The 25211-nt window shown below is 33.7% G+C and carries 24 protein-coding genes and 1 riboswitch; of the genes, 10 read left to right on the plus strand and 14 right to left on the minus strand.

Going from position 1 to position 25211, the window contains the following annotated elements:
• Nucleotides 1-228 precede the first annotated feature (228 nt).
• On the minus strand, nt 229-921 hold the full coding sequence (locus tag J3U19_RS01165; RefSeq protein ID WP_267339465.1) for a LexA family transcriptional regulator: 693 nt from the start codon (nt 919-921) through the stop codon (nt 229-231).
• A gap of 641 nt (nt 922-1562) precedes the next feature.
• Here J3U19_RS01165 and tatA point away from each other — a divergent pair.
• Together tatA and J3U19_RS01175 are read left to right on the plus strand one after the other, a co-directional pair.
• Nucleotides 1563-1724 carry a twin-arginine translocase TatA/TatE family subunit gene (gene tatA, locus J3U19_RS01170; RefSeq protein WP_416380321.1) on the plus strand — a complete coding sequence of 54 codons (162 nt, stop codon included), beginning with the start codon at nt 1563-1565 and terminating at the stop codon, nt 1722-1724.
• Nucleotides 1725-1735: 11 nt separating this feature from the next.
• Nucleotides 1736-2920 (plus strand): FAD-dependent monooxygenase, encoded by a 1185-nt coding sequence (locus J3U19_RS01175; RefSeq protein WP_267339464.1) that lies wholly within the window; start codon nt 1736-1738, stop codon nt 2918-2920.
• Between the two features lie 57 nt (nt 2921-2977).
• On the opposite strand, the gene J3U19_RS01180 is transcribed toward J3U19_RS01175, so the two are convergent.
• The 5 genes from J3U19_RS01180 to raiA form a co-directional block, all read right to left on the minus strand.
• On the minus strand, nt 2978-4018 hold the full coding sequence (locus J3U19_RS01180) for an NADH:flavin oxidoreductase/NADH oxidase (RefSeq protein WP_267345228.1): 1041 nt from the start codon (nt 4016-4018) through the stop codon (nt 2978-2980).
• A 281-nt stretch (nt 4019-4299) separates the two neighbouring features.
• The gene (locus tag J3U19_RS01185) at nt 4300-5457 is read right to left on the minus strand and encodes an MFS transporter (RefSeq protein WP_267339462.1); all 1158 of its coding nucleotides are present in this window, start codon (nt 5455-5457) and stop codon (nt 4300-4302) included.
• A gap of 119 nt (nt 5458-5576) precedes the next feature.
• Complete coding sequence (mutY, locus tag J3U19_RS01190) at nt 5577-6623, minus strand: A/G-specific adenine glycosylase (RefSeq protein ID WP_267339461.1); 1047 nt, start codon at nt 6621-6623, stop codon at nt 5577-5579.
• Nucleotides 6623-7774, minus strand: coding sequence for a bifunctional chorismate mutase/prephenate dehydratase (gene pheA / locus J3U19_RS01195; RefSeq protein WP_267339460.1), 1152 nt, complete (start codon nt 7772-7774; stop codon nt 6623-6625). Before pheA ends, mutY begins: the two co-directional genes overlap by 1 nt.
• Before the next feature lie 99 nt (nt 7775-7873).
• Nucleotides 7874-8209: a ribosome-associated translation inhibitor RaiA gene (raiA, locus tag J3U19_RS01200; RefSeq protein ID WP_267339459.1), complete on the minus strand. Its 336-nt coding sequence runs from the start codon at nt 8207-8209 to the stop codon at nt 7874-7876.
• Nucleotides 8210-8529: 320 nt separating this feature from the next.
• Between raiA and trmJ the strand changes: the two genes are divergently transcribed.
• On the plus strand, nt 8530-9210 hold the full coding sequence (gene trmJ, locus J3U19_RS01205) for a tRNA (cytosine(32)/uridine(32)-2'-O)-methyltransferase TrmJ (protein WP_416380329.1): 681 nt from the start codon (nt 8530-8532) through the stop codon (nt 9208-9210).
• A 79-nt stretch (nt 9211-9289) separates the two neighbouring features.
• Here the strand turns inward: trmJ and cysS are convergent, their stop codons facing one another.
• The 5 genes from cysS to mog all read right to left on the minus strand — a co-directional run bounded on the left by cysS (nt 9290) and on the right by mog (nt 14727).
• Nucleotides 9290-10681, minus strand: a complete 1392-nt coding sequence (cysS, locus tag J3U19_RS01210; protein WP_267339457.1) for a cysteine--tRNA ligase — start codon at nt 10679-10681, stop codon at nt 9290-9292.
• Nucleotides 10682-11172: 491 nt separating this feature from the next.
• Nucleotides 11173-11415, minus strand: a complete 243-nt coding sequence (locus J3U19_RS01215; protein WP_267339456.1) for a GlsB/YeaQ/YmgE family stress response membrane protein — start codon at nt 11413-11415, stop codon at nt 11173-11175.
• A 363-nt stretch (nt 11416-11778) separates the two neighbouring features.
• Nucleotides 11779-13140: a lysine-sensitive aspartokinase 3 gene (gene lysC / locus J3U19_RS01220; protein ID WP_267339455.1), complete on the minus strand. Its 1362-nt coding sequence runs from the start codon at nt 13138-13140 to the stop codon at nt 11779-11781.
• A gap of 82 nt (nt 13141-13222) precedes the next feature.
• Nucleotides 13223-13397, minus strand: a riboswitch (Lysine riboswitch).
• 110 nt (nt 13398-13507) lie between these two features.
• Nucleotides 13508-13966, minus strand: a complete 459-nt coding sequence (argR, locus tag J3U19_RS01225; protein WP_267339454.1) for a transcriptional regulator ArgR — start codon at nt 13964-13966, stop codon at nt 13508-13510.
• Between the two features lie 182 nt (nt 13967-14148).
• Complete coding sequence (mog, locus tag J3U19_RS01230; protein ID WP_267345230.1) at nt 14149-14727, minus strand: molybdopterin adenylyltransferase; 579 nt, start codon at nt 14725-14727, stop codon at nt 14149-14151.
• Between the two features lie 240 nt (nt 14728-14967).
• Between mog and J3U19_RS01235 the strand changes: the two genes are divergently transcribed.
• Entirely contained in the window at nt 14968-15909 is a 942-nt protein-coding gene (locus J3U19_RS01235) for an ABC transporter ATP-binding protein (RefSeq protein WP_267345232.1), read from the plus strand.
• The gene (locus tag J3U19_RS01240; protein ID WP_267339451.1) at nt 15902-16672 is read left to right on the plus strand and encodes an ABC transporter permease; all 771 of its coding nucleotides are present in this window, start codon (nt 15902-15904) and stop codon (nt 16670-16672) included. The genes J3U19_RS01235 and J3U19_RS01240 overlap by 8 nt, the downstream gene beginning before the upstream one ends.
• A 49-nt stretch (nt 16673-16721) precedes the next feature.
• Here J3U19_RS01240 and J3U19_RS01245 read toward each other — a convergent pair whose 3' ends face one another.
• Genes J3U19_RS01245 through accB form a run of 3 tightly spaced genes read right to left on the minus strand, consistent with a single transcriptional unit; the run spans nt 16722 to nt 19266 of the window.
• Entirely contained in the window at nt 16722-17360 is a 639-nt protein-coding gene (locus J3U19_RS01245) for a bifunctional 4-hydroxy-2-oxoglutarate aldolase/2-dehydro-3-deoxy-phosphogluconate aldolase (protein WP_267339450.1), read from the minus strand.
• A gap of 58 nt (nt 17361-17418) precedes the next feature.
• Nucleotides 17419-18765 (minus strand): acetyl-CoA carboxylase biotin carboxylase subunit, encoded by a 1347-nt coding sequence (accC, locus tag J3U19_RS01250; RefSeq protein WP_267339449.1) that lies wholly within the window; start codon nt 18763-18765, stop codon nt 17419-17421.
• A 33-nt stretch (nt 18766-18798) separates the two neighbouring features.
• A complete protein-coding gene (gene accB, locus J3U19_RS01255; protein ID WP_267339448.1) occupies nt 18799-19266 on the minus strand; it encodes an acetyl-CoA carboxylase biotin carboxyl carrier protein in 468 nt (155 codons plus the stop codon).
• A 367-nt stretch (nt 19267-19633) separates the two neighbouring features.
• Between accB and J3U19_RS01260 the strand changes: the two genes are divergently transcribed.
• The 5 genes from J3U19_RS01260 (at nt 19634) to tldD (ending at nt 25191) form a co-directional block, all read left to right on the plus strand.
• Complete coding sequence (locus J3U19_RS01260; protein ID WP_025316140.1) at nt 19634-20677, plus strand: rod shape-determining protein; 1044 nt, start codon at nt 19634-19636, stop codon at nt 20675-20677.
• Nucleotides 20678-20816: 139 nt separating this feature from the next.
• Nucleotides 20817-21659, plus strand: a complete 843-nt coding sequence (gene mreC, locus J3U19_RS01265) for a rod shape-determining protein MreC (RefSeq protein WP_267339447.1) — start codon at nt 20817-20819, stop codon at nt 21657-21659.
• Nucleotides 21646-22131 carry a rod shape-determining protein MreD gene (mreD, locus tag J3U19_RS01270; RefSeq protein ID WP_267339446.1) on the plus strand — a complete coding sequence of 162 codons (486 nt, stop codon included), beginning with the start codon at nt 21646-21648 and terminating at the stop codon, nt 22129-22131. The genes mreC and mreD overlap by 14 nt, the downstream gene beginning before the upstream one ends.
• 14 nt (nt 22132-22145) lie before the next feature.
• The gene (gene rng, locus J3U19_RS01275) at nt 22146-23621 is read left to right on the plus strand and encodes a ribonuclease G (protein WP_267339445.1); all 1476 of its coding nucleotides are present in this window, start codon (nt 22146-22148) and stop codon (nt 23619-23621) included.
• Nucleotides 23622-23733: 112 nt separating this feature from the next.
• A complete protein-coding gene (tldD, locus tag J3U19_RS01280) occupies nt 23734-25191 on the plus strand; it encodes a metalloprotease TldD (protein ID WP_267345234.1) in 1458 nt (485 codons plus the stop codon).
• The last annotated feature ends 20 nt before the right edge of the window (nt 25192-25211 follow it).

Consider the following 25211-nt stretch of genomic DNA (forward strand, 5'->3'; position numbering starts at 1 on the left):
TATTTGTTTGGTAAATATATTAGTGATATTGGAATACAAGTTTAGGGTTAATAGATATCAATTATTCTAACATCCAATTTTATGTGAAATTTTAAATAAACATTGCTTAACTATCTACCTATCATGAAATAAGTTATGAATATAAAAAATAGTGAGGAAAGATCTGATTAATATTTCCCCACATCAGCAATTATATATTGAAAAACAGAAGATTTCTATTTATTAAATTTAGAAGACGTCTTTAATTATTTGTACAACACGACCAACGATATTGTACTTATCAAAATGTGCTTTAGGTACTTCAATTGTTGGATATTGATTATTGTTACATATTAAAATCCAACTGCTCAGCGTTAGACGAATTTTTCTTAATAGGGTGAAATTTTCATATTCGATTAAATATATCGCTCCATCAATAATTTCAGTGATATCCGTGTTTATAATAAGTCCATTATTATTTTCAATTTCAGGAGACATTAAATCACCTTTTGCCCAATAGAGAATTAATTTTTTTATGTCTAAACCACGATGGGATGCCCAGCCTTCTACAACTGGGTAATTCATTACTGGCGGTGTTTCACGAATAAAACGTTGATATTGTGCTTCTTCTTTTGTCGGTAATTGTTTTTTATAAACAGGAATACGATATATATTTTCATTATATACATCATCATCATCATCTTTGGGATCAAATACTTCAAGTCTGTAACCTGTTGCAAGCCAGTTAAATGAAACATTACATTTTTCAGCTATTACCTCTAAACGAGTAAGTGAGGGATAAGTTTTTCCTGATAAATAATCCCTGATAACAGTTTCTGACATATCACATTTCTTCGCAAAAGCAGAAACAGATAAACCTTGCATCGAGTTGTATAGTCTGTCTTTGAAGGTTTTGACATTTTTATTTTTGATCATATTCATTTCTGTCTCGTTTTTCTTTTTTCATCCGTTCGCTAATTATAGAGCATATTTTTTAAGTTTTATATACATGGTATTGGGAATAATATGTGTTTAATGTGTTTTTCTTCGGTTTAACGTTTTTTGTGCGAGTTATAATATTGTGAAAAATGTTTTTTTGCGTTTTAAGATAGTTGTACCGATATTTAGAAAAAAATTGATGAATGATATTTTTCGGTTTAAATCTGTTGTTTTGTGTCTTGTTTATGCTATTTTTATGGTTAATAACATTTTTTTATTTTATTTTTGATTTTAATCTAATTAGCGGAATGGCTAAATTTTAGTATCAATTTGATTTAATATTATGATTTTTAATGTTTTATTCTTGTTTTTAATGATTCGTTTTTATAAAACAAAAAAACAAATAAAAACGTTGACTGAAGCGAAAAAAAATGGATAATAAGCAGTGTAAGGATTTTTCATTGTTTTCTTTCCTTATATTCCTTATATTTCATGTTGGCCTGTATAGTTTATACAGGTCTTTTTTTTATTCGTAATCTAGTTATGAAATCCTTTCACAAAAAGAGTATAATGATACCTCATTAAAACTTGCGTCTAAGAAAATGTTTAAATAGATAAGAGTAGTTAAGTAAGAGGGTTTTATTATGTCATTTAGTATCCCACACCTTTTAGTGTTTCTTGCCGTGGTCGTTTTAGTATTTGGTACTAAAAAATTGCGTAATTTAGGTTCAGATCTTGGTTTTGCATTAAAAAGCTTTAAAAAAGCGATGAATGATGATAGTGAATTAAAAAAAGATAATAAGTAGCCACTGATCTTATGAATACTTATTTTGATGTTGCCATTGTTGGTGGTGGCTTAGTTGGGCTAGCTACGGCTTGTGCACTTAGTCAATATGATTTAAAGATTGCGATTATCGATGCTAGGGTTCATTGCTATGAATCTTTTCCTCACCACGAAATAGGCGTTAGAGCTTCAGCAATTAATGGTGCTAGCCAAAGGTATTTGTCTAAAATAGGCATTTGGAGCGATTTATTCAATAGTCATCGTGTACAAGAATTTACCGAAATAGGTGTATGGGAAAAAAACGGTTTAGCACATCTTTCAGCTCATGCAAAAGATTATGGGTATCCTAATCTTGGTTATATTATCGAAAATAATCTAATTTCTCACTGTTTGTATCAATTTGCTGAAGAAAATCACAATATAACAATTTTTAATCTCACAGCCATTGATAATACTTATAATGCCGATTATGCTTTTTTAACTTTATCTGATAATACTATTTTACAAGCTAAACTGATTGTTGGTGCTGATGGTGCACACTCTTGGTTGCGAAACCACGAAAAAATTTCAGTTTTTGAACGTAATTATCTTCATCATGCATTAATTACAACAGTTGAGACTCAATATCCCCATCAGTCTTGTGCCAAACAAATTTTTTATCCAAATGGTATTGTTGCGTTTTTACCACTTTGGCAAGAAAATAAAAGTTGTTTAGTATGGTCAACTAAACCTGATCAAACAACAATGTTAACCTCGCTTTCTGAATATAAGTTTTGCCAAGAATTGTTTAAATTAACCGATGATAAAATAGGCAAATGCCAAGTAATTAATAAACGTACGGTGTTTCCTTTGAAAGCGCGTTTGGCTAGACAATTTATTAAACATCGATTAGTGTTAATTGGTGATGCAGCACATACTATTCATCCTCTAGCAGGGCAAGGAGTGAATTTAGGTTTTCAGGATTCTGCTTTATTAGTTTCGACCATTAAACAGTTACATGATAAACAAAAAGATTTTGGACTTGCTGAAAATTTAAAATCTTTTCAATTCACTCGTCGTAAAGATACGTTAGTAATGTTAACTGCGATGAGAACTATTCAAGATATGTTTCATGGTGATAATATATTGAAAAAAACGCTAAGAACTATCGGTATGAATGCTATAGATAATTGTTCACCATTGAAAAAACAACTTATTAAATATGCAATGCATATTTAATTTTATCTGAGTATTGAAATCCTGTAATGTGTTTACAGGATTTTATTCAAAGTCGAATTATTTGAAAGCAACTTGATAAGGTGCTGGTACAAATGGTGAAGATGGTACATGTATTGCCCAATACGGATCATTTAATAATCCTCGTCCAATAGCGATTAGATCAGCATCACCAGTACTTAATACATAATCTGCTAGGTAAGGATCTTCTAGCATGCCAACAGTGATTACTGGTAAATTGATTGCTTGTTTGATCGCCCGAGCAAGATATACTTGATATCCAGCATGAAACAGTGGTGTATGAGCTGGATCTAATTGACCATCGCCGCCGCCACTTACATCTAAAATATCAGCTCCTGCATCAGCAAAGCGTTTTGCTATTTGGCGCCCATATTCTATATCATATCCATCTTTACTATATTCTTGCGCTGAAAAACGGATAATAAGTGGCATATCGCTAGGCATGACAGATTTAGCTGCTTTTATAACTTGTTCACCAAATAATAATTTATCCTGACCATATTCATCGGTTCTATGATTCGTTTTTGGGGAACTGAATTGATGAATTAAATATCCGTGCGCACCATGAATTTCAATGGCATCAAAACCTGCTTCAACGGCTCGTTTTGTTGACTCTTCAAATTTTTTAATAATATCTTTGATTTCATCTTTTGATAATTCTCTTGGCATTTGATATTGCCATTTAGAATTGGCTTCGTTTGAACCATCGTAAAGAATAGGTGAACAAGATACAACATCTGAAGCACCTAAAGCTTTTCGACCGGCATGAGCAATTTGAATGGCAATTTTACCATTTTGAGCATGTACAGCATCTACAATGCGTTTAAATTGATCACGCTGATCATCGTTCCATAACCCAAGACAATTAGGTGAAATACGTCCATTAGGAGCGACATTTGTCATCTCAACAATAATTAAACCTACACCACCAATTGCTCGAGATACATAGTGAATAAAATGCCAATCATTAGGCATACCATCGGTTGCTTGATATTGGCACATAGGGGGCATTACAATACGATTTTTTAATGATAAATTTTTGATGATGAAGGGAGTATTAAGAAAAGAGATTGTCGCCATAAATGACTCCTTAGGTAACTTAATAAAAGTATTAAATTAATTTATATATCAGTAAAAGTAAATATCAACATCATGATTTAATTGAGTTCAAAATAGTTTTCCATTGTCAATGATTGAATAGCTTTAACAAACATGCAAAAAAATGTGATAGCTTGTTCCATTTACTTAATAATAACTTTTTTATTATCAGTTTTCATTTACCCTCAACGTTCAACGCTTTTATGTTGAGGGATAATAATTTTGTTTTTACTTAAAGTCAAAATTAAACGATATTTTAAATATCAATTAGTTTGTAAAAAAGTTTTAGGTTCACTATACGTTTTTGTATAAAATATCCAACAAATGATGCCCATGAGTCCCAAAATTGTTCCTGATATTACAATTGCTATCCATCCATAATGGCTAAATAAATAAGTAGAACCGATTGAACCAAGCATTCCACCAACAAAGTAAAATATCATATAACCAGTATTCATTCTGCTACGGGCATCAGGCCTTATTTGATAAATTGCACTCATATTTGAAACATGTGTAACTTGAACTGAAAAATCTAATAGAATTACTCCCAATACTAAAGCAATGATTGAGTATTGAGCCAATGAAAGTGGTAACCATGATATGAGCAATAAACATAATCCTATTGTGGTAGCAAGTCTACCTTTACCTTTGTCTGATAATTTACCCACTATAGGCGAACCTAGTGCACCAGCCGCTCCTGCAATTCCGAATAGACCTATAATAAAGTCGGAATAGTGATAAGGTTCATTACTTAATAAAAAGGCAAGAGGTGTCCATAATAAAGAAAAAAGTGCAAATGATATAATGGCTAATAACGAACGAATTCTGAGGATGGGTTCTTGTTTGTACAATGAACCAATTGAGCATAATAATTGAAAGTAGTTTATATTAACCGTATTACGGTAACTAGGCAGTGAAATCCAGAGAGATAGCGTAACTATAGACATAATACCTGTTGCAATCCAATAGACATAATGCCAATCGGAAAGAGTTGAAATAGCGCCGGCAAAGGATCTACCCAATAAAATTCCCATTAACATTCCACTCATTAATGTACCAACAATTTTACCGCGTTGTTGAGGTTTTGATAAAGTTGCCGCAAAAGGAATTAAAACTTGTGCAACGGTTGAAAATAGTCCTGTTATGGATGTACCTATTATTAGCATCCATAAGTTGTTTGACAAAGCACTAATCATAAGCCCAAAAGTGCATAATATCATTAAAATAATAATTAATCGTTTTCGTTCAAATTTATCGCCAAGCGGTGTGATAAAAAGTAAACCAACAGCATAGCTTAACTGTGCTACCATTATAATTAAGCCGGCATGATCAACTGCAATATTCAAATCATGAGTAATTGAATGTAGTAGTGGCTGAGCATAATAATTGCTGGCAATAGTGATACCAATCGCAAATGCCATTAAAAAAACTAACCAGTTTGTTAAATCTTGAGATTGTTTGCAATGCATAAAAAATAAATGTAACAAAATATAATGGCTGATTATACATTAAATATATTTGCTTCTGCTTGACAGTAATGTTAAGCAGATTGTTTCAATAAATTATAAACGGGTGTAGCGAGTCCTATTTTTGCATTATTTGATTCAAGTTTATACCAATAGCCAGAAGATTCGTCCCAACATTTTATAATATTGGTAATAACACAATAAATTGGCGTAATATTCAAATGAAAATGGCTAAATGTATGTCTGAATGAGTTTAACTGTTTAGGTTCAGTCGTAATAATTCCCCTTTTTTCTAACCACTCTTTTGGATCTTGATCATTTGAAAATTCTGGTAGGCAATATAAGCCTCCCCATATACCTAACGGAGGTCTTTTTTCTAACCAAATAGAACGATTATATTCTAACATCAAAAAATAGGCGGTTTTTTCTGGCTTGGTTGTCTTCGTTTTTTTTGTTGGATATTGTTGCCAACTTTCTGTCTTATAAGCAATACAATCTTTATGCAATGGGCATAGTGTGCATTTAGGTTTAGTACGAGTACAAACCATCGCACCAATATCCATCATTGCTTGATTGAATTTGGCAATATTTTGTTTCGGTGTAACCTGTTCACTTAATTGCCAAAGTTTATTTTCGACTGTTTTATTACCAGGCCATCCTTCAACAGCAAAATATCGAGTTAAAACACGTTTTACATTACCATCTAAAATTGGGTAATGCTGATTTTGTGAAAGCGATAAAATTGCTCCAGCTGTTGAACGGCCAATTCCTGGTAATGCCACTACATCGTCAAATTGACTCGGAAATAATCCATTAAACTTATTATTAATAATTTGTGCCGCTTTATGTAAGTTACGAGCACGGGCATAATAACCTAGCCCTGTCCAAAGATGTAATACATCATCAATAGGTGCTTTTGCTAAATCCGTTATTTTAGGAAATAACTTAATAAAACGGTTAAAGTAGGGGATAACAGTTGCAACTTGTGTTTGTTGCAACATTACTTCAGATAGCCACACATGATAAGACGTTTTTTCGATCTGCCATGGTAGCGTTTTTCTGCCATACTTTTCATACCATTTTAATACAGCTTTTGCAAAGGGAGAGATGGTTACAGTCATTACATTACAGCAGTAATTGAGTTATTTGGATAACAACCGAGCACTTTTGTATATAGAGTGATTTTAGCTAGCTGTTTTAATGCATTTTGCATTTCCTCGGAATAAAGATTACCTTGTAGGTCGATATAAAACATCTCTTCCCATGGCGTACCGTGAATTGGACGAGATTCAAGTTTCGTCATGACAATATTGTGATTCCGTAACACAGATAGAGCATCAACGAGTGCGCCTGCTTGCTGGCCTGTTTTCATTAGTATGGTCGTTTTAGCTGGGATTTGATCGGATACTTGAACTGGTTTACGAGATAAAACTATAAATCGCGTTATATTCTCTTTTTGATTTGCAAAACTATGTTCAAGAACTTGTAATCCATAAAGTTCGCCGCCATCTTTATTACCCATAGCAGCGAAATTAGGTTTGTTTGACTTAGCGACCATTTCCATAGCTGATGATGTACTATCACAAAAGACAATCTTCCAATGCGGATATCCTTCCAAAAAATAAGAACATTGTTGGAATGGTTGTGGATGACTATATACAGTATCAATTTGATCTAATTGGGTATTTGGGATAGCTAAAATACAGTGATCAATTGGTAGTGATAGCTCTCCGATAATGTGTAAATTCGTTTTTTGTAGTAAATCATAAATTTCGTTAATGGATCCAGAACTTGAGTTTTCAATTGGTACAATACCATAATCAACAATGCCTTTTTCTATTTGTTCGAAAACATCTTTAAAAGTAGCACAACTGGATTCAACGATTTGCTCTAAATGAGCACTAGCATAGCGGCGAGCAGCCGTATGAGAATAAGATCCTATGGGACCTAAAAAGGCAATTTTTGCGGTCGAGATAGCGCCATAATTCAGTTTTTCTTGTAGAATTTTTTGTTGTAAAAGCACAGAATCTTCAATAATTATTTGATATAAATGTTTGATAAAAATCTCATCGAGATGATGTTTTTTGCCATGTTCAATTAATGATTTAATCAATGAACGTTCACGCTCCAAGTCGCGTACAGGTATGTTTGCCTGAATTTTAGTATCAATGACTTGTGTTGAAAGCTCTCGACGTTTAGCAATAAGTTCTAAGAGAGTCTGATCCAGTTCGTTAATTTTATCTCGTAAAGGTAATAAAGGGTTTACTTTCATTTTTATTAGATTTTTTTAAAGGTTAATAATATTATAACAAGCTATATAAATAAAGGTACTACTTAAAGTAGTACCAATTAAAAAAACAGGACGATTTATTTATTCGATTTCTTCTTCAAAAATTGCTCCTTTAATACTTTCCGTTGCTCGACGTGCTTCGCCTTTATGTTGAATTTTATTTAGCTGTTTTTCAAGTTTACCTATAAGATCGTTAATAGCTGTATACATATCTATATTTTTTGCAGATGCGACAAGTGGTGTTCCTTTTGTGGCAATTGTGGCATCTATAATAAATCCATCAGGGTCTTTAGATAATATAAAATGAGGATTGATTAACAGCGCTCTCCATTTATCTAATTTCGAAAATTTATCTTCTAAATAACTACGAATTGATGGAGTAATATCCATTTGTTTACTGGTAATACTTAAAGCCATAATCGACCTCCTTTATAATTTCAAACAACTAAGTTGATATTTTTTAATTTTTCTATTAATACATTGGCAAATTATTTTTATTTCGTCAATAAGAAGTTTATTAATAAAATAAGTTTTTTATGATTTTTAATTTAAAAAAAGGTTTTATTAATCATGTATTTTATGGTTATAAGAGTATCACACTGCATTTTACTTAGCTTTGCTATATACTGTAAGTAAATACCAATTTCATTTATTTTATAAGATCTTTTAATGAGGAAGATGTGAGCTATTTAGATAATGTTAAAATTATTTTGGTTGAAACGTCCCACACTGGTAATATGGGTTCTGCTGCCAGAGCAATGAAAACCATGGGTTTATCCAACCTTTGTTTAGTCAATCCAGTGATAAAGCCTGATTCACAATCAATATCATTAGCAGCAGGTGCTAGTGATATTATTAAAAATGCAGTAATCTTTTCATCTTTAAAAGAGGCAATAGCTGATTGTTCACTCGTGATAGGTACCAGCGCTCGTCCTCGTACTTTACAATGGCCCAATTTAACACCAAAAGAGTGCGGTGATAAAATCGTTGATGAAGCCGTTAATGCTCAAGTTGCGTTAGTATTTGGTCGAGAACGAGTGGGTTTAACCAACGATGAATTGCAAAAATGCCATTTCCATGTTGGTATTCCAGCTAACCCTCACTACAGTTCTTTAAATTTAGCGATGTCAGTACAAGTACTGTGTTATGAAATTCGTATGTCATTGTTAAACTTTCAAGATAGTTCATCAGAGCAAGGAACTTCAAATACGCATACAACTGAGTACCCTAAAGATATTGATATTGAGCGTTTTTATCAACATTTAGAGAGAACTTTATTGCAAACAGAATTTATCAATGCTAATCACCCAGGGCAAATTATGGGGCGTTTGCGAAGATTGTTTACACGAGCGCGAATTGAACAACAAGAGCTCAATATTTTACGAGGAATTTTAACGTCGATTGATAAAAAGTTGTAATTTTTTCGGAATAAAAATACCCACAAAAGGGTGGGTATTTTTGAACAATAACCGATTATGGTAAGGATAATTTAATGGATTAACTCTTTTTCCGCCAAGTTGTACCATTTGCCCCATCCTCCAACACAATATTCATTGCATTAAGTTTATCACGTGCTTCGTCAGCTTGAGCCCAATTTTTGCTAGCACGGGCTTCGTTACGTTGTTTGATTAATGCTTCGATTAATTCAGCATCGGCATCATCTTGTCGATTTCCTTGTAAAAATTTCACTGGATCTTGTTCAAGTAGGCCTAATACAGCAGCTAAATAACGCAATTCTGCCGCTAATTCGTTGGCGAACGGCATATCGTTATCAGCTTTAGCTTTATTGATTTCTCGAGCTAAGTCAAATAAGGTCGAATAAGCTTCAGGAGTATTGAAGTCATCGTTCATCGCATTACAAAATTGATGGCAATAATTACTCTCTTTTGTTGTATATGGATAATTAGCATCAGTATCACGAAGTGCCGTATAAAGCCGTTCTAAAGCCATTCTAGCTTGTTTTAAATTTTCCTCACTGTAATTAAGCTGACTACGATAGTGACCAGATAATAAAAAGTAACGGACTGTTTCAGCATCATAGTGTTTTAATACATCGCGAATAGTGAAAAAATTATTAAGTGATTTGGACATCTTTTCTTGGTCTATCATTACCATACCTGAATGCATCCAATAATTAACATATTGCCCATCATGAGCACAGGTAGATTGAGCAATTTCATTTTCATGATGAGGGAACATTAAATCTGAACCACCACCATGAATGTCAAAATGATTACCTAATTGAAAACTGTTCATCGCAGAACATTCAATATGCCAACCTGGGCGTCCTTTACCCCATGGTGAATCCCAGTTAGGTTCATTAGGTTTTGACATTTTCCAAAGCACAAAATCCATTGGATTACGTTTAACATCAACCACATCAACACGTGCACCAGCTTGAAGTTGTTCCAAATTTTGACGTGATAAAATACCATAATTAGGATCGCTATCTACTGAAAACATTACATCACCATTATCAGCAATATAAGCGTGATCTTTTGCAATTAATTCTTCTATTAATTGAATAATCTGTGGCATTTGTTGAGTAGCGCGAGGCTCAACATCAGGTCGCTTAATGTTTAGTGCATCAAAATCTGCATACATCTCTTGTAACATGCGTTCAGTGAGTTGTTCACAAGTTTCACCGTTTTCAAGAGCACGTTTTATAATTTTGTCATCCACATCTGTAATGTTACGAACATAAGTCAATTGATAACCTAAAAAGCGCAAATAACGTGTCACAACATCAAATGCGACAAAGGTGCGACCATGTCCAATATGACAAAGGTCATAAATAGTTACACCACAAACATATAATCCAATTTTATTGGGATGAATTGATTTAAAGGTTTCTTTTTCTCGAGTTAATGTATTGAATATTTTTAACATTATAATCTTTAGGTTTAATTTAATGAAGTTTGTTAAATAATATAACAAAAATACGGTTATCGTGAAATTATTTATTAAAATGCTTTTATATACTGTAATTATAAATCCATCATGCAAAATTGGAATAATTATTCATGTTTCGAATGTCTCACTTAAGACATTTATGAAGAGACTACTGAAATAGTAGCTATCTGAAATTTAGCCAAGAAAAGGGTTTTGTGCTATATTTATAGATTTACCTATTGTATTTTCATAATATTTTATTGAAATTGATAATGCAATCACCATTTGGATAGTGTCGATATTATCTATTTCATTGCATTTTGAAAAATTTAGTTTTGTTTGCGTGCGTGGATTTTAGAAAGTGATATTTTGGAAATGAGTTAAGTTTACAGAATTATATTGACTGTGATGTCGTCGATAATAATCTCGATTCATTTTTTATAAATCATTGGCGGGAAGTTCCCGCCAATTCTGTATAAAACTGAATATTATTTCATCAGACGGTAGATGTAAATAAGCAATATTGCACCTAACACTGAGATAAATAAACTAGGGAAATTAAATCCTGTCACACTTCCCCATCCAAAAAATGTACTTATGTACCCGCCAACGATGGCACCTGCAATTCCTAATAAAATCGTTTTAATTACTCCCACGCTTCCAAGCGGCATAAAGAACTTTGCAATCCAACCGGCAATTAATCCTAGAATAGCCCAACTTAAAATACCCATAATAATTTCCTTTGTTTGATTAAGTTTAAATTTAGCTTATAAACACAGTTTGAAAATGTATCAAATATTAAAATTAATATATAAGTTTTAATTTTATTGATTACAATTGGTAAATCAAATTTTAACTATATTAATGATTAACGGTCATAAAAATGGAGATAGATGATTTAATATAAAGATTAAAGAACGACTATTTGAATACGTTACATATAATGTTATTCACATAATGCTTTACGATTATTCTATAATTATTTGTAATAAAAGTTAAGGTTTTTTGTTAATTTTTCGATCTTTTAACATGTATCTAATCAATAGTAATATAAATTTATGCATAAGGGAGATCAACACTCCCTTTTTAAGCTTTTATTCGAAAATGGTTTTATGTAAAATTTTTATAATTGCTTCTGCATCATTACTTTTTGATAATAGGCAGAGATTGTGTGTGCTTGCTCCATAACAACAAAGTCTTATAACAAAATCATCTAACACGCCAAATACTTCTTTTGCTATACCTTTTGTCGTAGTTAAATTATTACCAATAATGGCAATGAGAGCTAAATCTTCTTCAACATCTACATGACAAAGAGTTAAAAGCTCATCAAATAATTCTTTGGTTAATAGACTGTTACCATTAGTACAAGTACCTGTTGTATCAATAGTTAAAGCGATACTGACTTCTGATGTGGTAACCAAATCGACGGATATATTATGTTTAGCTAATATAGTAAATACTCTAGCAAGAAATCCTTGAGCATGTAACATATTTAAACTGGTTAAGGTTAACAACGTTTGTTTGCGTCGTAATGCTAGTGCTCTAAACACAGGTAATTTAGATGTGATACTATTCGTATTATAAACAATCGTACCACCATCTTGTGGAGCTTTACTTGAACCAACAAATACAGGGATGTTACTTCGTACTGCTGGCACTAATGTTGCTGGATGTAAAACTTTCGCTCCAAAAGTTGCCATTTCTGCAGCTTCAGCGAAAGATATTTCATCAATTCTTTTTGCCGATGGTGTAATGCGAGGATCATTAGTGTAAATACCTGCAACATCCGTCCAAATATCTATTTGCGTTGCATTTAACGCTTCGCCAAGTAACGCTGCTGTATAATCACTTCCGCCACGACCTAATGTTGTAGTCTTACCTGTACTTTCTGTGCCAATAAAACCTTGAGTAACAATTAGCGCGTTAGTATTTAAGGATTTTAAATGTGCACAGCAAAGCTGTTTGATTTCTTCAATTTTGGGTTGAGCTTTACCGAATTTATCATCGGTTCGCATAACTTTACGTACATCGAACCATATGGCACTTTTTTGTTTTTCTCTTAATACCTCAACAAATAGTTTCGAAGACATAATTTCACCATGACTGACTAACTCATCGGTTAATGCGGGTGAAGTAGCTAAGCTTGCGGCTTCAGATAAAGATGCGATATTGGCAATGATGCGATCAATTTCAGCTCTTAATATTGGATTTTCAGGGAGTTGTTCTAAAATATTGTATTGGATTGATTGAATTTTGGCTATATGCTGGGCTCGGACATCAGAATCACGACCCTCAGCTAATGCTACTAATAAGTTCGTAATACCTGCAGATGCAGATAATACTACAACTTTTACACATGAGTTAGCGATAACAATATTGGCACTATTTACCATTGCTGAATAATCAGCAACACTAGTACCACCAAACTTAGCAATTACAAATGATGTTTCCATGTATTCCTCATATTAAAAATTTTATTTTTAACAGAGTTAGAGCGAGGGTATGTGCAATTTACCGTTCTTATTTAAAAAGTACAAACCGCGAAGCGCTCCACCTGTTAGGGTGACAACCCAAGGGATTCAGCCCTTGCAGTCGGATTAATTGCTTTCTGGATAATCAATCAAACCTCGGCACTGCATCCCCTCAATCATTTATCATCGATTCCAGTATCTAAAATAATCTACCTGAGCAATGCGCCTCTTCGTTCTCGTAACTTAAGTTACAATTTAATTATCATATAGAATTAACGATTTTACTAAATGTGTCAATAGGTTAAATAGGAAAAATTATTTATTAAAACTTTAATTTCTAGAATAATAGTTATAACTCTTGTTCAAATAATTGAATAATAGTTTGATATAAACTTTTGACCGTACAAGATTTAGTTGGCGTACTGAAAATTGTATCATCTCCAGCAATAGAACCTAAAATACCTTCTGATTTACCAATTGAATCAAGTAATCGGGCAATAAGCTGTGCAGCCCCAGGACTAGTACGAATTACCACCATTGAGCTATTATAATCAATATCAACAACCAAATTTTTTAATGGGCTACTGGCTGTAGGAACACTCATTTCAGCAGGTAAGCAATAGACCATTTCTGATTTTGCGTTACGTGTTCTAACCGCCCCAAATTTGGTTAACATTCGTGAAACCTTGGATTGATTAATGTTATCAAACCCTTGTTCTTGTAAAGCTTGTACAATGCTTATTTGAGAACTAAATTTTTCTTGTAAAAGCATTTCTTTAAAAGCTTTAGTCAGATCATCTTGTTTCATATTTTTCCTTTGGAATTAATTTATTGCTGTTTAAGCTTAAAATAGCAATAACTTAATATTGCTGAATATATCGGTATAAAAGAATAAGTTTTATAAACATTTTTGAAATCATTTAAATATCAAACATTAAGTTATAGAATTTACATTCTATAAACATAATTATGCATAAGATTTGCATAAAATCAAATATTCGATTTGTTGCTGCTTTTAGGGCGAAAAGATTTTACTATTTGCTCATGCGTTTCTATGTAAGGTCCTTCTAATAATTCTAAACAATAAGGAACGCTGGCAAAAATACCATTAACAATTATTTTTCCTTCACTATTTTTTACACCCTCAAGCGTTTCTTTTATCGATTTTGGTCTGCCAGGTAAGTTTAAAATTAAACATTTTTTTCGAATAACACCAACTTGTCTGGAAAGAATAGCGGTAGGTACAAAATGTAAGCTGATTTGACGCATCTGTTCACCAAATCCTGGCATTACCCGATCGGCTATTGCTAAAGTAGCATCAGGGGTGACATCTCTAATGGCAGGTCCTGTACCGCCAGTGGTTAGAATCAAATCACAATGTAATTGGTCAACAAATTCGCATAATGTTTGTTCAATAATAGATATTTCATCTGGAATTATTCGATTTTCGGTAATAAATGGAGTTTTCAATGCTGTTTGTAACCAAGATATTAATGATGGAATACCTTCATCGTCATAGATACCCTTTGTAGCTCTATCAGACACAGAAACTAAACCAATTTTAAACATAATACTTATTCCTTAGGTGATTTTTTATCGCTATGAATCAAAATTAAGGCCACATCAAAATACTGCTAATGGCTTCTTAAAGTTAATGTACGCTAAAGCTGAAAATTATAACTCATTTATATCAAAATAAAGAAAACTAAAAATACCTTTACAACAGTTCATTAAGTTGTCAATATTGCAGCTCATTAATAATTGAGTTTATATAATTTCAATCATAACTTATTCAATTAGGATTTTATCATGTCGTCTATTCCTGCGCTTGAATTAGTCGCACTTAAAAAAATTTATAAAAATGGTGTAGAAGCCTTAAAAGGTATTGATTTAACGGTTAAGGCAGGTGATTTTTATGCATTGCTTGGTCCAAACGGTGCCGGGAAATCAACAACTATTGGCATAATAAGCTCATTGGTAACCAAAACCTCGGGTAAAGTGCGAATTTTTGGTTACGATTTAGATACCGATATTGTCAATGCTAAAAGGCAATTAGGCTTGGTACCACAAGAATTTAATTTTAACCAATTTGAAGAAGTGATTCAGATCATCACTAATCAAGGAGGCTATTATGGTCTACCGCGTAAATTGGCCTTAGAACGAGCAGAAAAATACCTGCGAATTTTAGATTTATGGGATAAACGCCACAGTCGAGCGTGCATGTTATCAGGTGGTATGAAAAGACGTTTAATGATTGCAAGAGCACTAGTTCATGAACCCAAATTATTAATTCTTGATGAACCAACAGCAGGGGTTGATATTGAGTTACGACGTTCCATGTGGGATTTTTTACGTGAAATCAATCATGAAGGTATTACGATTATTTTAACTACCCATTATTTAGAAGAAGCGGAAATGCTATGTCGTAATATTGGCATAATTCAAAATGGTCAATTGATTGCGAATTCTTCTATGCGTCAATTATTAGCTAATAGCCAATCTGAAACTATTATTATCGATTATGTACCAACAAGTGAATCAATAGTTTTAACAGATTATAATTATACAAATGTTGATACAGGAATGCTAGAAGTTAAGGTTGATAAACAACGTGGTTTAAATCAGTTGTTTGAGCAACTCAATCATCAAAATGTTAAAGTGATTAGCATGCGTAATAAAACTAATCGATTAGAAGAACTATTTGTTGATTTGTTACGCAACAATAATTCAGAAGGAAGTGATAATGTGTAATTTATATTGGATAGCTTTAAAAAGTATTTGGCGTAAAGAGGTGACACGATTTTTAAGAATTTGGTTGCAAACGTTGATCCCACCTATTATCACTATGTCACTTTATTTTATTATCTTTGGTAATCTAATTGGTTCACGTGTGGGGGATATGGGTGGTTTTAGCTATATGTCATTTATCGTTCCTGGTTTAATTATGATGTCTGTAATTACAAACTCTTATACCAATGTCTGTTCTTCTTTTTTTAGCGCCAAATTTCAACGTAATATTGAGGAATTATTAGTTGCACCAGTACCAACGCATATTTTGATTTGGGGATATGTTGGTGGAGGTGTGATGCGTGGTATTTTAACAGGTATTTTAGTAACGATGGTATCGTTATTTTTTGTTCATTTTGAAGTTCATTCTTGGCCCTTTGTTATTTGTACTTTGCTATTAACTTCGATTTTGTTTTCATTAGCAGGATTATTAAATGCTGTATTTGCAAAAACTTTTGACGATATCAGTATTATTCCAACATTTGTATTAACACCATTAACTTATCTTGGAGGAGTATTTTACTCAATAACCATGCTACCAACTTTCTGGCAATGGGTATCAAAACTAAATCCAATCGTTTATATGATTAATGGTTTTCGTTATGGTTTTTTAGGTGTAACTGACGTATCACTATGGATCACATTTTCAATGTTAATTTTGTTTGTTTCTGTACTATATGTAATTGCATGGCGACTTATTGAAAGTGGGCGAGGGTTAAGAAGTTAAAAATAACTAAATAACAGAATAACCGCCGAATGATATCGGCGGAAAATAATTATTTGGCGCCAGTAACGGCTTCTTTTGCCATTTGAGTAATTTTATCAAAATCACCATTAGAAATAGCATCGGTTGGAATAAACCAAGTCCCACCAACACAAAGTACATTACTAAGTGCAAGATAATCCCGATAATTTTTAGGATTTACACCGCCAGTAGGGCAAAACTTCATATATCCACAAGGACCAGAAAAAGCTTTTAATGCAGCGACGCCACCATTAATTTCTGCTGGAAAAAATTTTAATGCTGTTAAGCCATATTCTTGGGCTGTTAATAACTCAGAAATGGTCGCAATACCAGGAATTACTGGAACAGGTCCTTCAACTGCAGCTTTTAAAATGGCATCAGTTATGCCTGGAGTAATCACAAATTCAACTCCAGCTTCTGTAACTTGTTTAAGTTGTTCAACACTTGTTACTGTACCTGCACCAACCACTGCTTCTGGAACTTCTTTAATGATTTTTTTGATTGCTTCAAGCGCACATTCTGTTCGTAATGTAACTTCAAGAACTTTAACACCGCCATTAATTAACGCTTTTGCCAGTGGCACGGCATCTTCAATTCGTTCAATAACAATAACAGGAACAACAGGCCCTATGGTTAAAATTTCTTCAGCACTTCTTTTCCAGTTTTTCATTTGTTTCTATCCATATTTAATAAATAGCAATAATCCCTAAATGATAGGGATTATTTTGTTATTCGTAAATGCCTAATTTCTTCTCTAAATAATGAATATTTGTTCCTCCTTTTTGGAAGTCTTTATCATTCATAATTTCAATGTGAAGATCTATATTTGTTTTAATACCATCAATCACTAGTTCTGCTAATGCATTTTTCATTCGTGCAATAGCAACTTCACGAGTTTCACCATACGCAATTAGCTTACCAATCATTGAATCATAGTAAGGCGGTACTGTGTAACCCGCATAAATGTGTGATTCCCAACGAATACCAAAACCACCTGGCGCATGGAAGCGAGTAATTTTACCTGGTGAAGGCATAAATGTTTTAGGGTCTTCGGCATTTATACGGCATTCAATGGCATGACCTTTGATTTCAATATCACTTTGTTGGATAGAAAGAGGTTTGCCTGCGGCAATTAAGATCTGTTCTCTAATCAGATCTACACCTGTTATCATTTCGGTAACTGGATGTTCAACCTGAATACGCGTATTCATTTCAATGAAATAAAATTCACCATTTTCAAATAAGAATTCAAATGTTCCTGCGCCACGATAACCGATTTCAATGCACGCATTAACACAGCGCTCACCAATGAATTTGCGCATTTTCGGGGTAATGCCAACTGCCGGTGCTTCTTCAACTACTTTTTGGTGACGTCTTTGCATTGAACAATCACGTTCACCTAAATAAATAGCATGGCCTTGACCATCAGAAAGCACTTGAATCTCAATATGACGAGGGTTTTCGAGGAACTTTTCCATATAGACCATGTCGTTATTGAAAGCGGTTTTTGCTTCTAATTTGGTCATTTTTATTGCCTGTTCAAGATCTTTTTCTTCTCGAACAATACGCATACCACGACCACCGCCACCACCGGACGCTTTGATAATAACCGGATAGCCGATTTGTTTGGCGATCTGCTTATTATTTTCAATATCATTGCTCAAAGGTCCATCAGAGCCAGGCACACAAGGTACGCCAGCTTTTTTCATGGCATGAATTGCTGACACTTTATCACCCATTAAACGAATGGTATCAGGCTTTGGTCCAACAAAAACAAATCCAGAACGTTCTACTTGCTCAGCGAAGTCTGCGTTTTCTGATAAAAAACCATATCCAGGATGAATTGCTGCTGCACCTGTAACTTCAGCGGCAGAAATTAATGCAGGAATATTGAGGTAACTTTTAGCGGAAGCTGCTGGACCTATACAGACAGTTTCGTCTGCAAGTAATACATGTTTTAAATCTTTATCTGCCGAGGAATGAACAGCGACAGTTTTAATTCCAAGTTCTTTACATGCTCGTAGGATACGTAGAGCAATTTCTCCACGGTTAGCAATAAGAATTTTATCAAGCATATTCGATCTCTTAATCTTATAAATAAGTTAATATTATTCAATGATGAATAGTGGCTGATCAAATTCAACTGGTTGACCATTTTCAACTAAAATAGCTTTAATTGTGCCTGCTTTTTCAGATTCAATTTGGTTCATCATTTTCATCGCTTCAACGATACAAAGTACATCACCGACATTGACAGTTTGACCAACTTCTACAAAAGCTTTCGATTCTGGGCTTGGCGTGCGATAAAACGTTCCAACCATTGGCGATTTTATAGTAGTACCTGCCGGAGCGGGAGTAATAGGATCCGTTTCAGCTACACTTTCACTTGCTGAGCTAGGAGCTACAACAACTGGGGCAGCTTGAGGGATTTGAATGTTTTGTATTGGCGCTGAATAGTTTGCTGTAGGTATTGATCGACTAATTCGAACTGATTCTTCACCTTCAGAAATTTCAATTTCTGAAATACCTGACTCTTCAACTAATTCAATTAATTTTTTAATTTTGCGTATATCCATGAATTACACCGTGTTTATTTGATATAAGTAACAATTATTTAATGCATCCTTAATATCTCAAAAGTAATCTTTTAAAGTGATAATAAGGCAGTAACTCAACATTAACGCGGAAGCATACACTGTAAATTAGATTTTGTCATTATATATCTTTCCTTTACAAACTGTTATTATACTATTTTCTAGGTATTATTTTAGAATTGCGATACAATAGAAAAACCTAATTGTTATTGAAGCAAACAGGTTTTAAAAAATAATCTAGAATACTATTTTATACGATATAAAATTAAAATTAAGTATTTTATTCTATGGTTTGCTTCAAGTACTCACTAACACTTAAACAAGATTATTTCTAGGAAGAGTTTTTATTATGTTCAAAAAAGTTCGTGGCTTGTTTTCAAATGATCTATCGATTGATTTAGGTACAGCTAACACCCTTATTTATGTAAAAGGTCAAGGTATTGTACTAAACGAACCTTCAGTTGTCGCCATCCGTCAAGATCGCACAGGCACACCTAAAAGTGTCGCTGCTGTTGGGCAGGCTGCGAAACAGATGTTAGGACGTACTCCAGGTAATATTGCTGCTATTAGACCGATGAAAGATGGCGTAATCGCTGACTTTTCTGTAACTGAAAAGATGTTACAGTATTTTATCCGTCAAGTGCATAGCCACAGTTTTTTAAGACCAAGTCCTCGTGTATTAGTTTGTGTACCAGTTGGTGCAACACAAGTCGAGCGTCGTGCTATTCGTGAGTCAGCATTGGGCGCAGGTGCCCGTGAGGTTTATTTAATTGAAGAGCCGATGGCTGCAGCTATTGGTGCGGATTTACCTGTTTCATCGCCAACAGGTTCAATGGTCGTTGATATTGGTGGTGGTACCACTGAAGTTGCCGTTATTTCGTTAAATGGTGTTGTCTATTCGGCATCGGCAAGAATCGGTGGTGACCGTTTTGATGAAGCAATTATCAATTATGTTCGTCGAAATTATGGTGCATTAATTGGTGAGGCGACCGCTGAACGAATTAAACATGTTATTGGCAGTGCCTATCCTGGAGATGAAGTTCTTGAAATTGAAGTTCGTGGTCGAAATCTTGCTGAAGGTGTGCCTCGTAGTTTTACTTTAAATTCTAATGAGATTTTAGAAGCGCTTCAAGAACCACTTAGTGGTATCGTTAGTGCTGTTAAAGTTGCGTTAGAACAATGTCCACCTGAACTGGCTTCGGATATTTCCGAACATGGAATGGTATTAACTGGTGGCGGTGCTCTATTACGTAATATTGATAAATTATTATCGGCTGAAACGGGTATTCATGTAGTTGTCGCCGAAGACCCTCTTACATGTGTAGCAAGAGGTGGTGGTAAAGCTCTCGATATGGTTGATATGGAGGGAGGAGATCTCTTTAGTGAAGAGTAATTATTATTTACTTATTGATTAATTTCATATTTATGAAGTCGATGGTCAATAAACATCTCATTTTTTCCGCCGACATAGTCGGCGGAGTCATATCTTGAATTAATTAGATTTTAAGCATATAACAGGTAAGCACTGGATAATGAAATTACTTTTTTCTAAACGTTCTCCTCTTAGTGTGCAATTATTTATATCTTTACTATTATCTTTTATATTAATAGTATTAGATTTAAATTATCGTCCGTTTAAAGAAGTTCGTTACTATTTAGATACAATGATTTCGCCATTGTATTATATTTCAAATGCGCCAAAAGCGACGTATGACACACTGTATGAGATGTCAAAGACACGCGAAGTGTTAGAAAAAGAAAATGCAAATCTAAATAATATATTGCTTGAAAAAAAGACAGATTTATTATTGCTTGAGCATCTTAGACATGAAAATGATCGATTAAGAGAATTACTCGGATCGCCTTTAAGACATGATGAACATAAAATGGCAGCTCAAGTCATATTAGCTGATACTGACCCTTATGTTTATCAAGTTGTTATCAATAAAGGTAAAAAAGAGGGTGTTTACATTGGTCAACCTGTAGTTGATGATAAAGGTATTGTTGGGCAAATTTATGAAACAGCTCAAAATACTAGCCGAGCAATTTTAGTTTGTGATTATCAACATGCAATACCTGTACAAATATTAAGAAACGATATTTCTATGGTGGCAGTTGGTAACGGATGCAGTAATGATTTAACACTCGATTTTTTACCAAATAATGTTGATATTAAAGTTGGTGACATATTAGTAACTTCTGGATTAGACGGTCGTTTTCCTGAAGGTTATCCTGTCGCAATAGTCAGTTCAGTTAAACTTGATATTAGCGATTCAACTCCAGTTATTTCAGCAACGCCGACAGCCGATTTAAAACGTTTACGTTATTTATTATTACTATGGGGAGATCAAGGAGTAAAGCATGAGGGCTCGTAATAGCATATTAATTATTTGGTTCACTTTGTTAATAGGCTTATTTTTTCAAATTATACCTTGGTCACCATCATATGATATGTTTAAACCACATTTATTTTTATTAATAATCGCTTATTGGTTAATTACTATGCCATATCAGATTGGTATAGGTACAGCATTTGTGTTTGGTTTAATAATAGATTTATGTTCAGGGACAATATTAGGTGTTCATGCCTTCATTTATTCTTTAATTGCTTATTTACTCGTATTTAAATACCAATTGCTGAGTAATTTAGCTTTATGGCAACAGGCTTTTATCTTATTTGGTATTTCGGTTTGTTATAATGCATTAATATTTATATTTCAGGTAAGTATTTATCATACAATTACTATGTCACCATATATATTATTATCAAGTTGCGTTGATGGTTTTTTATGGATATGGATATATTTGCTAATGCAAAGAATAAAACAAAACTTTGCGATTAATTAGGGGAATATTTCTGTATGTCAGTTGAATTATTAATGAATGTCACTCCATCCGAAACGCGAGTTGCTTATATTGAAGATGGTGTATTACAAGAAATTCATGTTGATCGTGAATCTCGTCGAGGCATTGTCGGTAATATCTATAAAGGAAAAATTATTCGTATTTTGCCTGGTATGCAGGCAGCATTTGTCGATATCGGTCTTGAAAAAGCTGCATTTTTGCATGCATCAGATATCATGCCTCATACTGAATGTGTTTCGGATTCAGAGCAAGAGCAATTTCAAGTAAAAGACATTTCTGAACTTGTCCGTCAAGGACAAGATTTAATGGTACAAGTAGTTAAAGATCCTTTAGGAACTAAAGGTGCTCGTCTTACAACCGATATTACTTTACCGTCACGTTATTTAGTATTGATGCCAGGTCAAAATTCCGCTCATGTTGCTACTTCTCAACGTATTGAAAGTGAAGAAGAACGCCAAAGATTAAGAGATATTGTTGAACAATTCGTAACTCCAGATGGTGGTTTTATTGTTAGAACTGCCGCAGAAGGTGCAAACGCTCATGAGCTTGAGCAAGATGCAAATTTTTTAAAACGGTTATGGAGTAAAATTCAAGAACGAATGGCTCGTCCTACCAGCAAAAATTTAGTTTATGGTGAGTTAGCTTTATCGCAACGCGTGTTAAGGGACTTTGTCGGTGATCCAATTGAGCGTATTTTAGTCGACTCTAAATTAACTTACGATCTTTTAGTCGATTTCACTCAAGAGTTTATGCCAGAAGTGACCAATAAACTCTTTCATTATCGTGGTAACATTCCGATATTCGATCTATATGATACTGAAAATGAAATTCAGAGAGCATTAGATCGCAAAGTTAAACTAAAATCTGGTGGTTATTTAATTATTGACCAAACCGAAGCCATGACAACAATTGATATTAATACTGGTGCATTTGTTGGTCATCGAAATTTAGAAGAGACAATTTTTAATACCAATATAGAAGCAACCATCGCTATTGCTCGTCAATTACGATTACGCAATTTAGGAGGTATTATTATTATTGATTTTATCGATATGCAAGAAAATGTACATCAAGAACGTGTATTACAATCATTGCAGGATTTTTTATCAAAAGATCGAGCTAGAACGACGATTAATTCATTTTCAACATTGGGATTAGTTGAAATGACACGTAAACGAACTCGAGAAAGTATTGGACATATTTTGTGTGAAGAATGTCCTGCTTGTAAGGGTAGAGGGATGGTTAAATCAGTTGAAACTGTTTGCAATGAAATTTTACGTGAAATTGTTAGAGTGTATAAAGCTCATCGTTCTGAATATTTTTTAGTTTATGCGTCATCTGCTGTTGCTAATGCTTTAACTATTGATGAGTCACATGCACTTGCAGAAGTTGAAGTCTTTGTTGGTAAAAGAGTTGAAGTAAAAATTGAACCACTTTATATTCAAGAACAATATGATGTGGTACTAATGTAAAACAGTAATGTGTTAAAAAGTTTCAGGTTAACTATACGTTTCTGTATGGAAATAAAAGAATAATGGATATATATCAGAAAGATAGCATCAAAAATAAAAATTTAAGGAATTTATGATATTAACTCAAGTGAGTGATCGACTACTCAACCCTAATAATTTAAGTCAACATGATATTTTGCATTTGCTTGATATGTTAAGTTCAAGGCAAATTGATTTTGGAGATTTATACTTTTTATCTGGCTATTACGAAAGCTGGGTATTGGAAGATAGCATTATCAAAAATGCTTCTTTCCATCGTGATCAAGGTGTTGGTGTTCGTGCAGTTGTTGGCGAAAAAACGGGTTTTGCCTATACTGATCAGCTTTCTCTAACTCGTTTAGAGCAAAGCGTATTGGCAGCCAATTCCATTACTAAACAGCAACCTCCTATTGTTGTTACGCCGCTTAGAACAGCTAAAACCGTACCATTGTATCCATCAATTAATCCAATTAATTCTTTTTCTCAAGAGCAAAAAATTGCATTGCTGCGACATATTGATCAGTTAGCAAGGTCAATTGATAAAAATGTAATTGAAGTATCAGCCAGTTTAACGGGTAGTTACGAAGAAATTTTGATTGCAGGTACTGACGGTACACTATGTGCCGATATCCGTCCATTAGTTCGTTTATCTGTTTCGGTTATTGTAGAAAAAGATGGAAAACGTGAGCGTGGTGGTAGTGGCGGTGGAGGTCGTTTTGGTTATGAGTATTTTTTGAACATTAATCCTAAGGCGTCTGAAAGCTTTGCTGATAGTTATACTCGTGAAGCTGTGCGGATTGCATTGGTTTCATTATCTGCTAAAGCTGCTCCAGCAGGTACAATGCCAGTAATTTTAGGTGCGGGTTGGCCTGGTGTATTACTTCATGAAGCGGTAGGGCATGGTTTAGAAGGGGATTTTAATCGCAAAAACAGCTCGGTGTTTTCAGGAAAAATTGGTGAAAAAGTTACTTCGGAACTCTGTACAATTGTCGATGATGGAACAATTGAAAATCGCAGGGGATCATTATCAATTGATGACGAAGGTACAGTAAGTCAAAAAACTGTTCTTATCGAAAAAGGTATTTTAAAAGGTTATATGTTTGATAAGATGAATGCTAAATTAATGAATACATATTCAACCGGTAATGGGCGTCGTGAAGGCTATGCATGTTTACCTATGCCAAGAATGACCAACACTTATATGTTAGCAGGAGAATCGTCTTTCAACGACATTATCAACAGTGTAGATTATGGTCTTTATGCACCTAATTTTTCTGGCGGTCAAGTTGATATTACTTCGGGTAAATTTGTTTTTTCAACATCAGAAGCTTATTTGATTGAAAAAGGAAAAATAACTACGCCAGTTAAAGGTGCAACTTTGATTGGCTCCGGCATTGAAACCATGCAACAAATATCGATGGTAGGGAACGATCTTACATTAGATTCAGGTGTAGGCATTTGTGGTAAAGCTGGACAAAGTGTTCCTGTAGGAGTTGGACAACCCACTTTAAAAGTGGATAACTTAACCGTTGGTGGAACGATTAATAACTAATAATTATAAATGAAATGGGA

Source organism: Gilliamella sp. B2828, from assembly GCF_026537125.1.
Lineage (GTDB): Bacteria > Pseudomonadota > Gammaproteobacteria > Enterobacterales > Orbaceae > Gilliamella.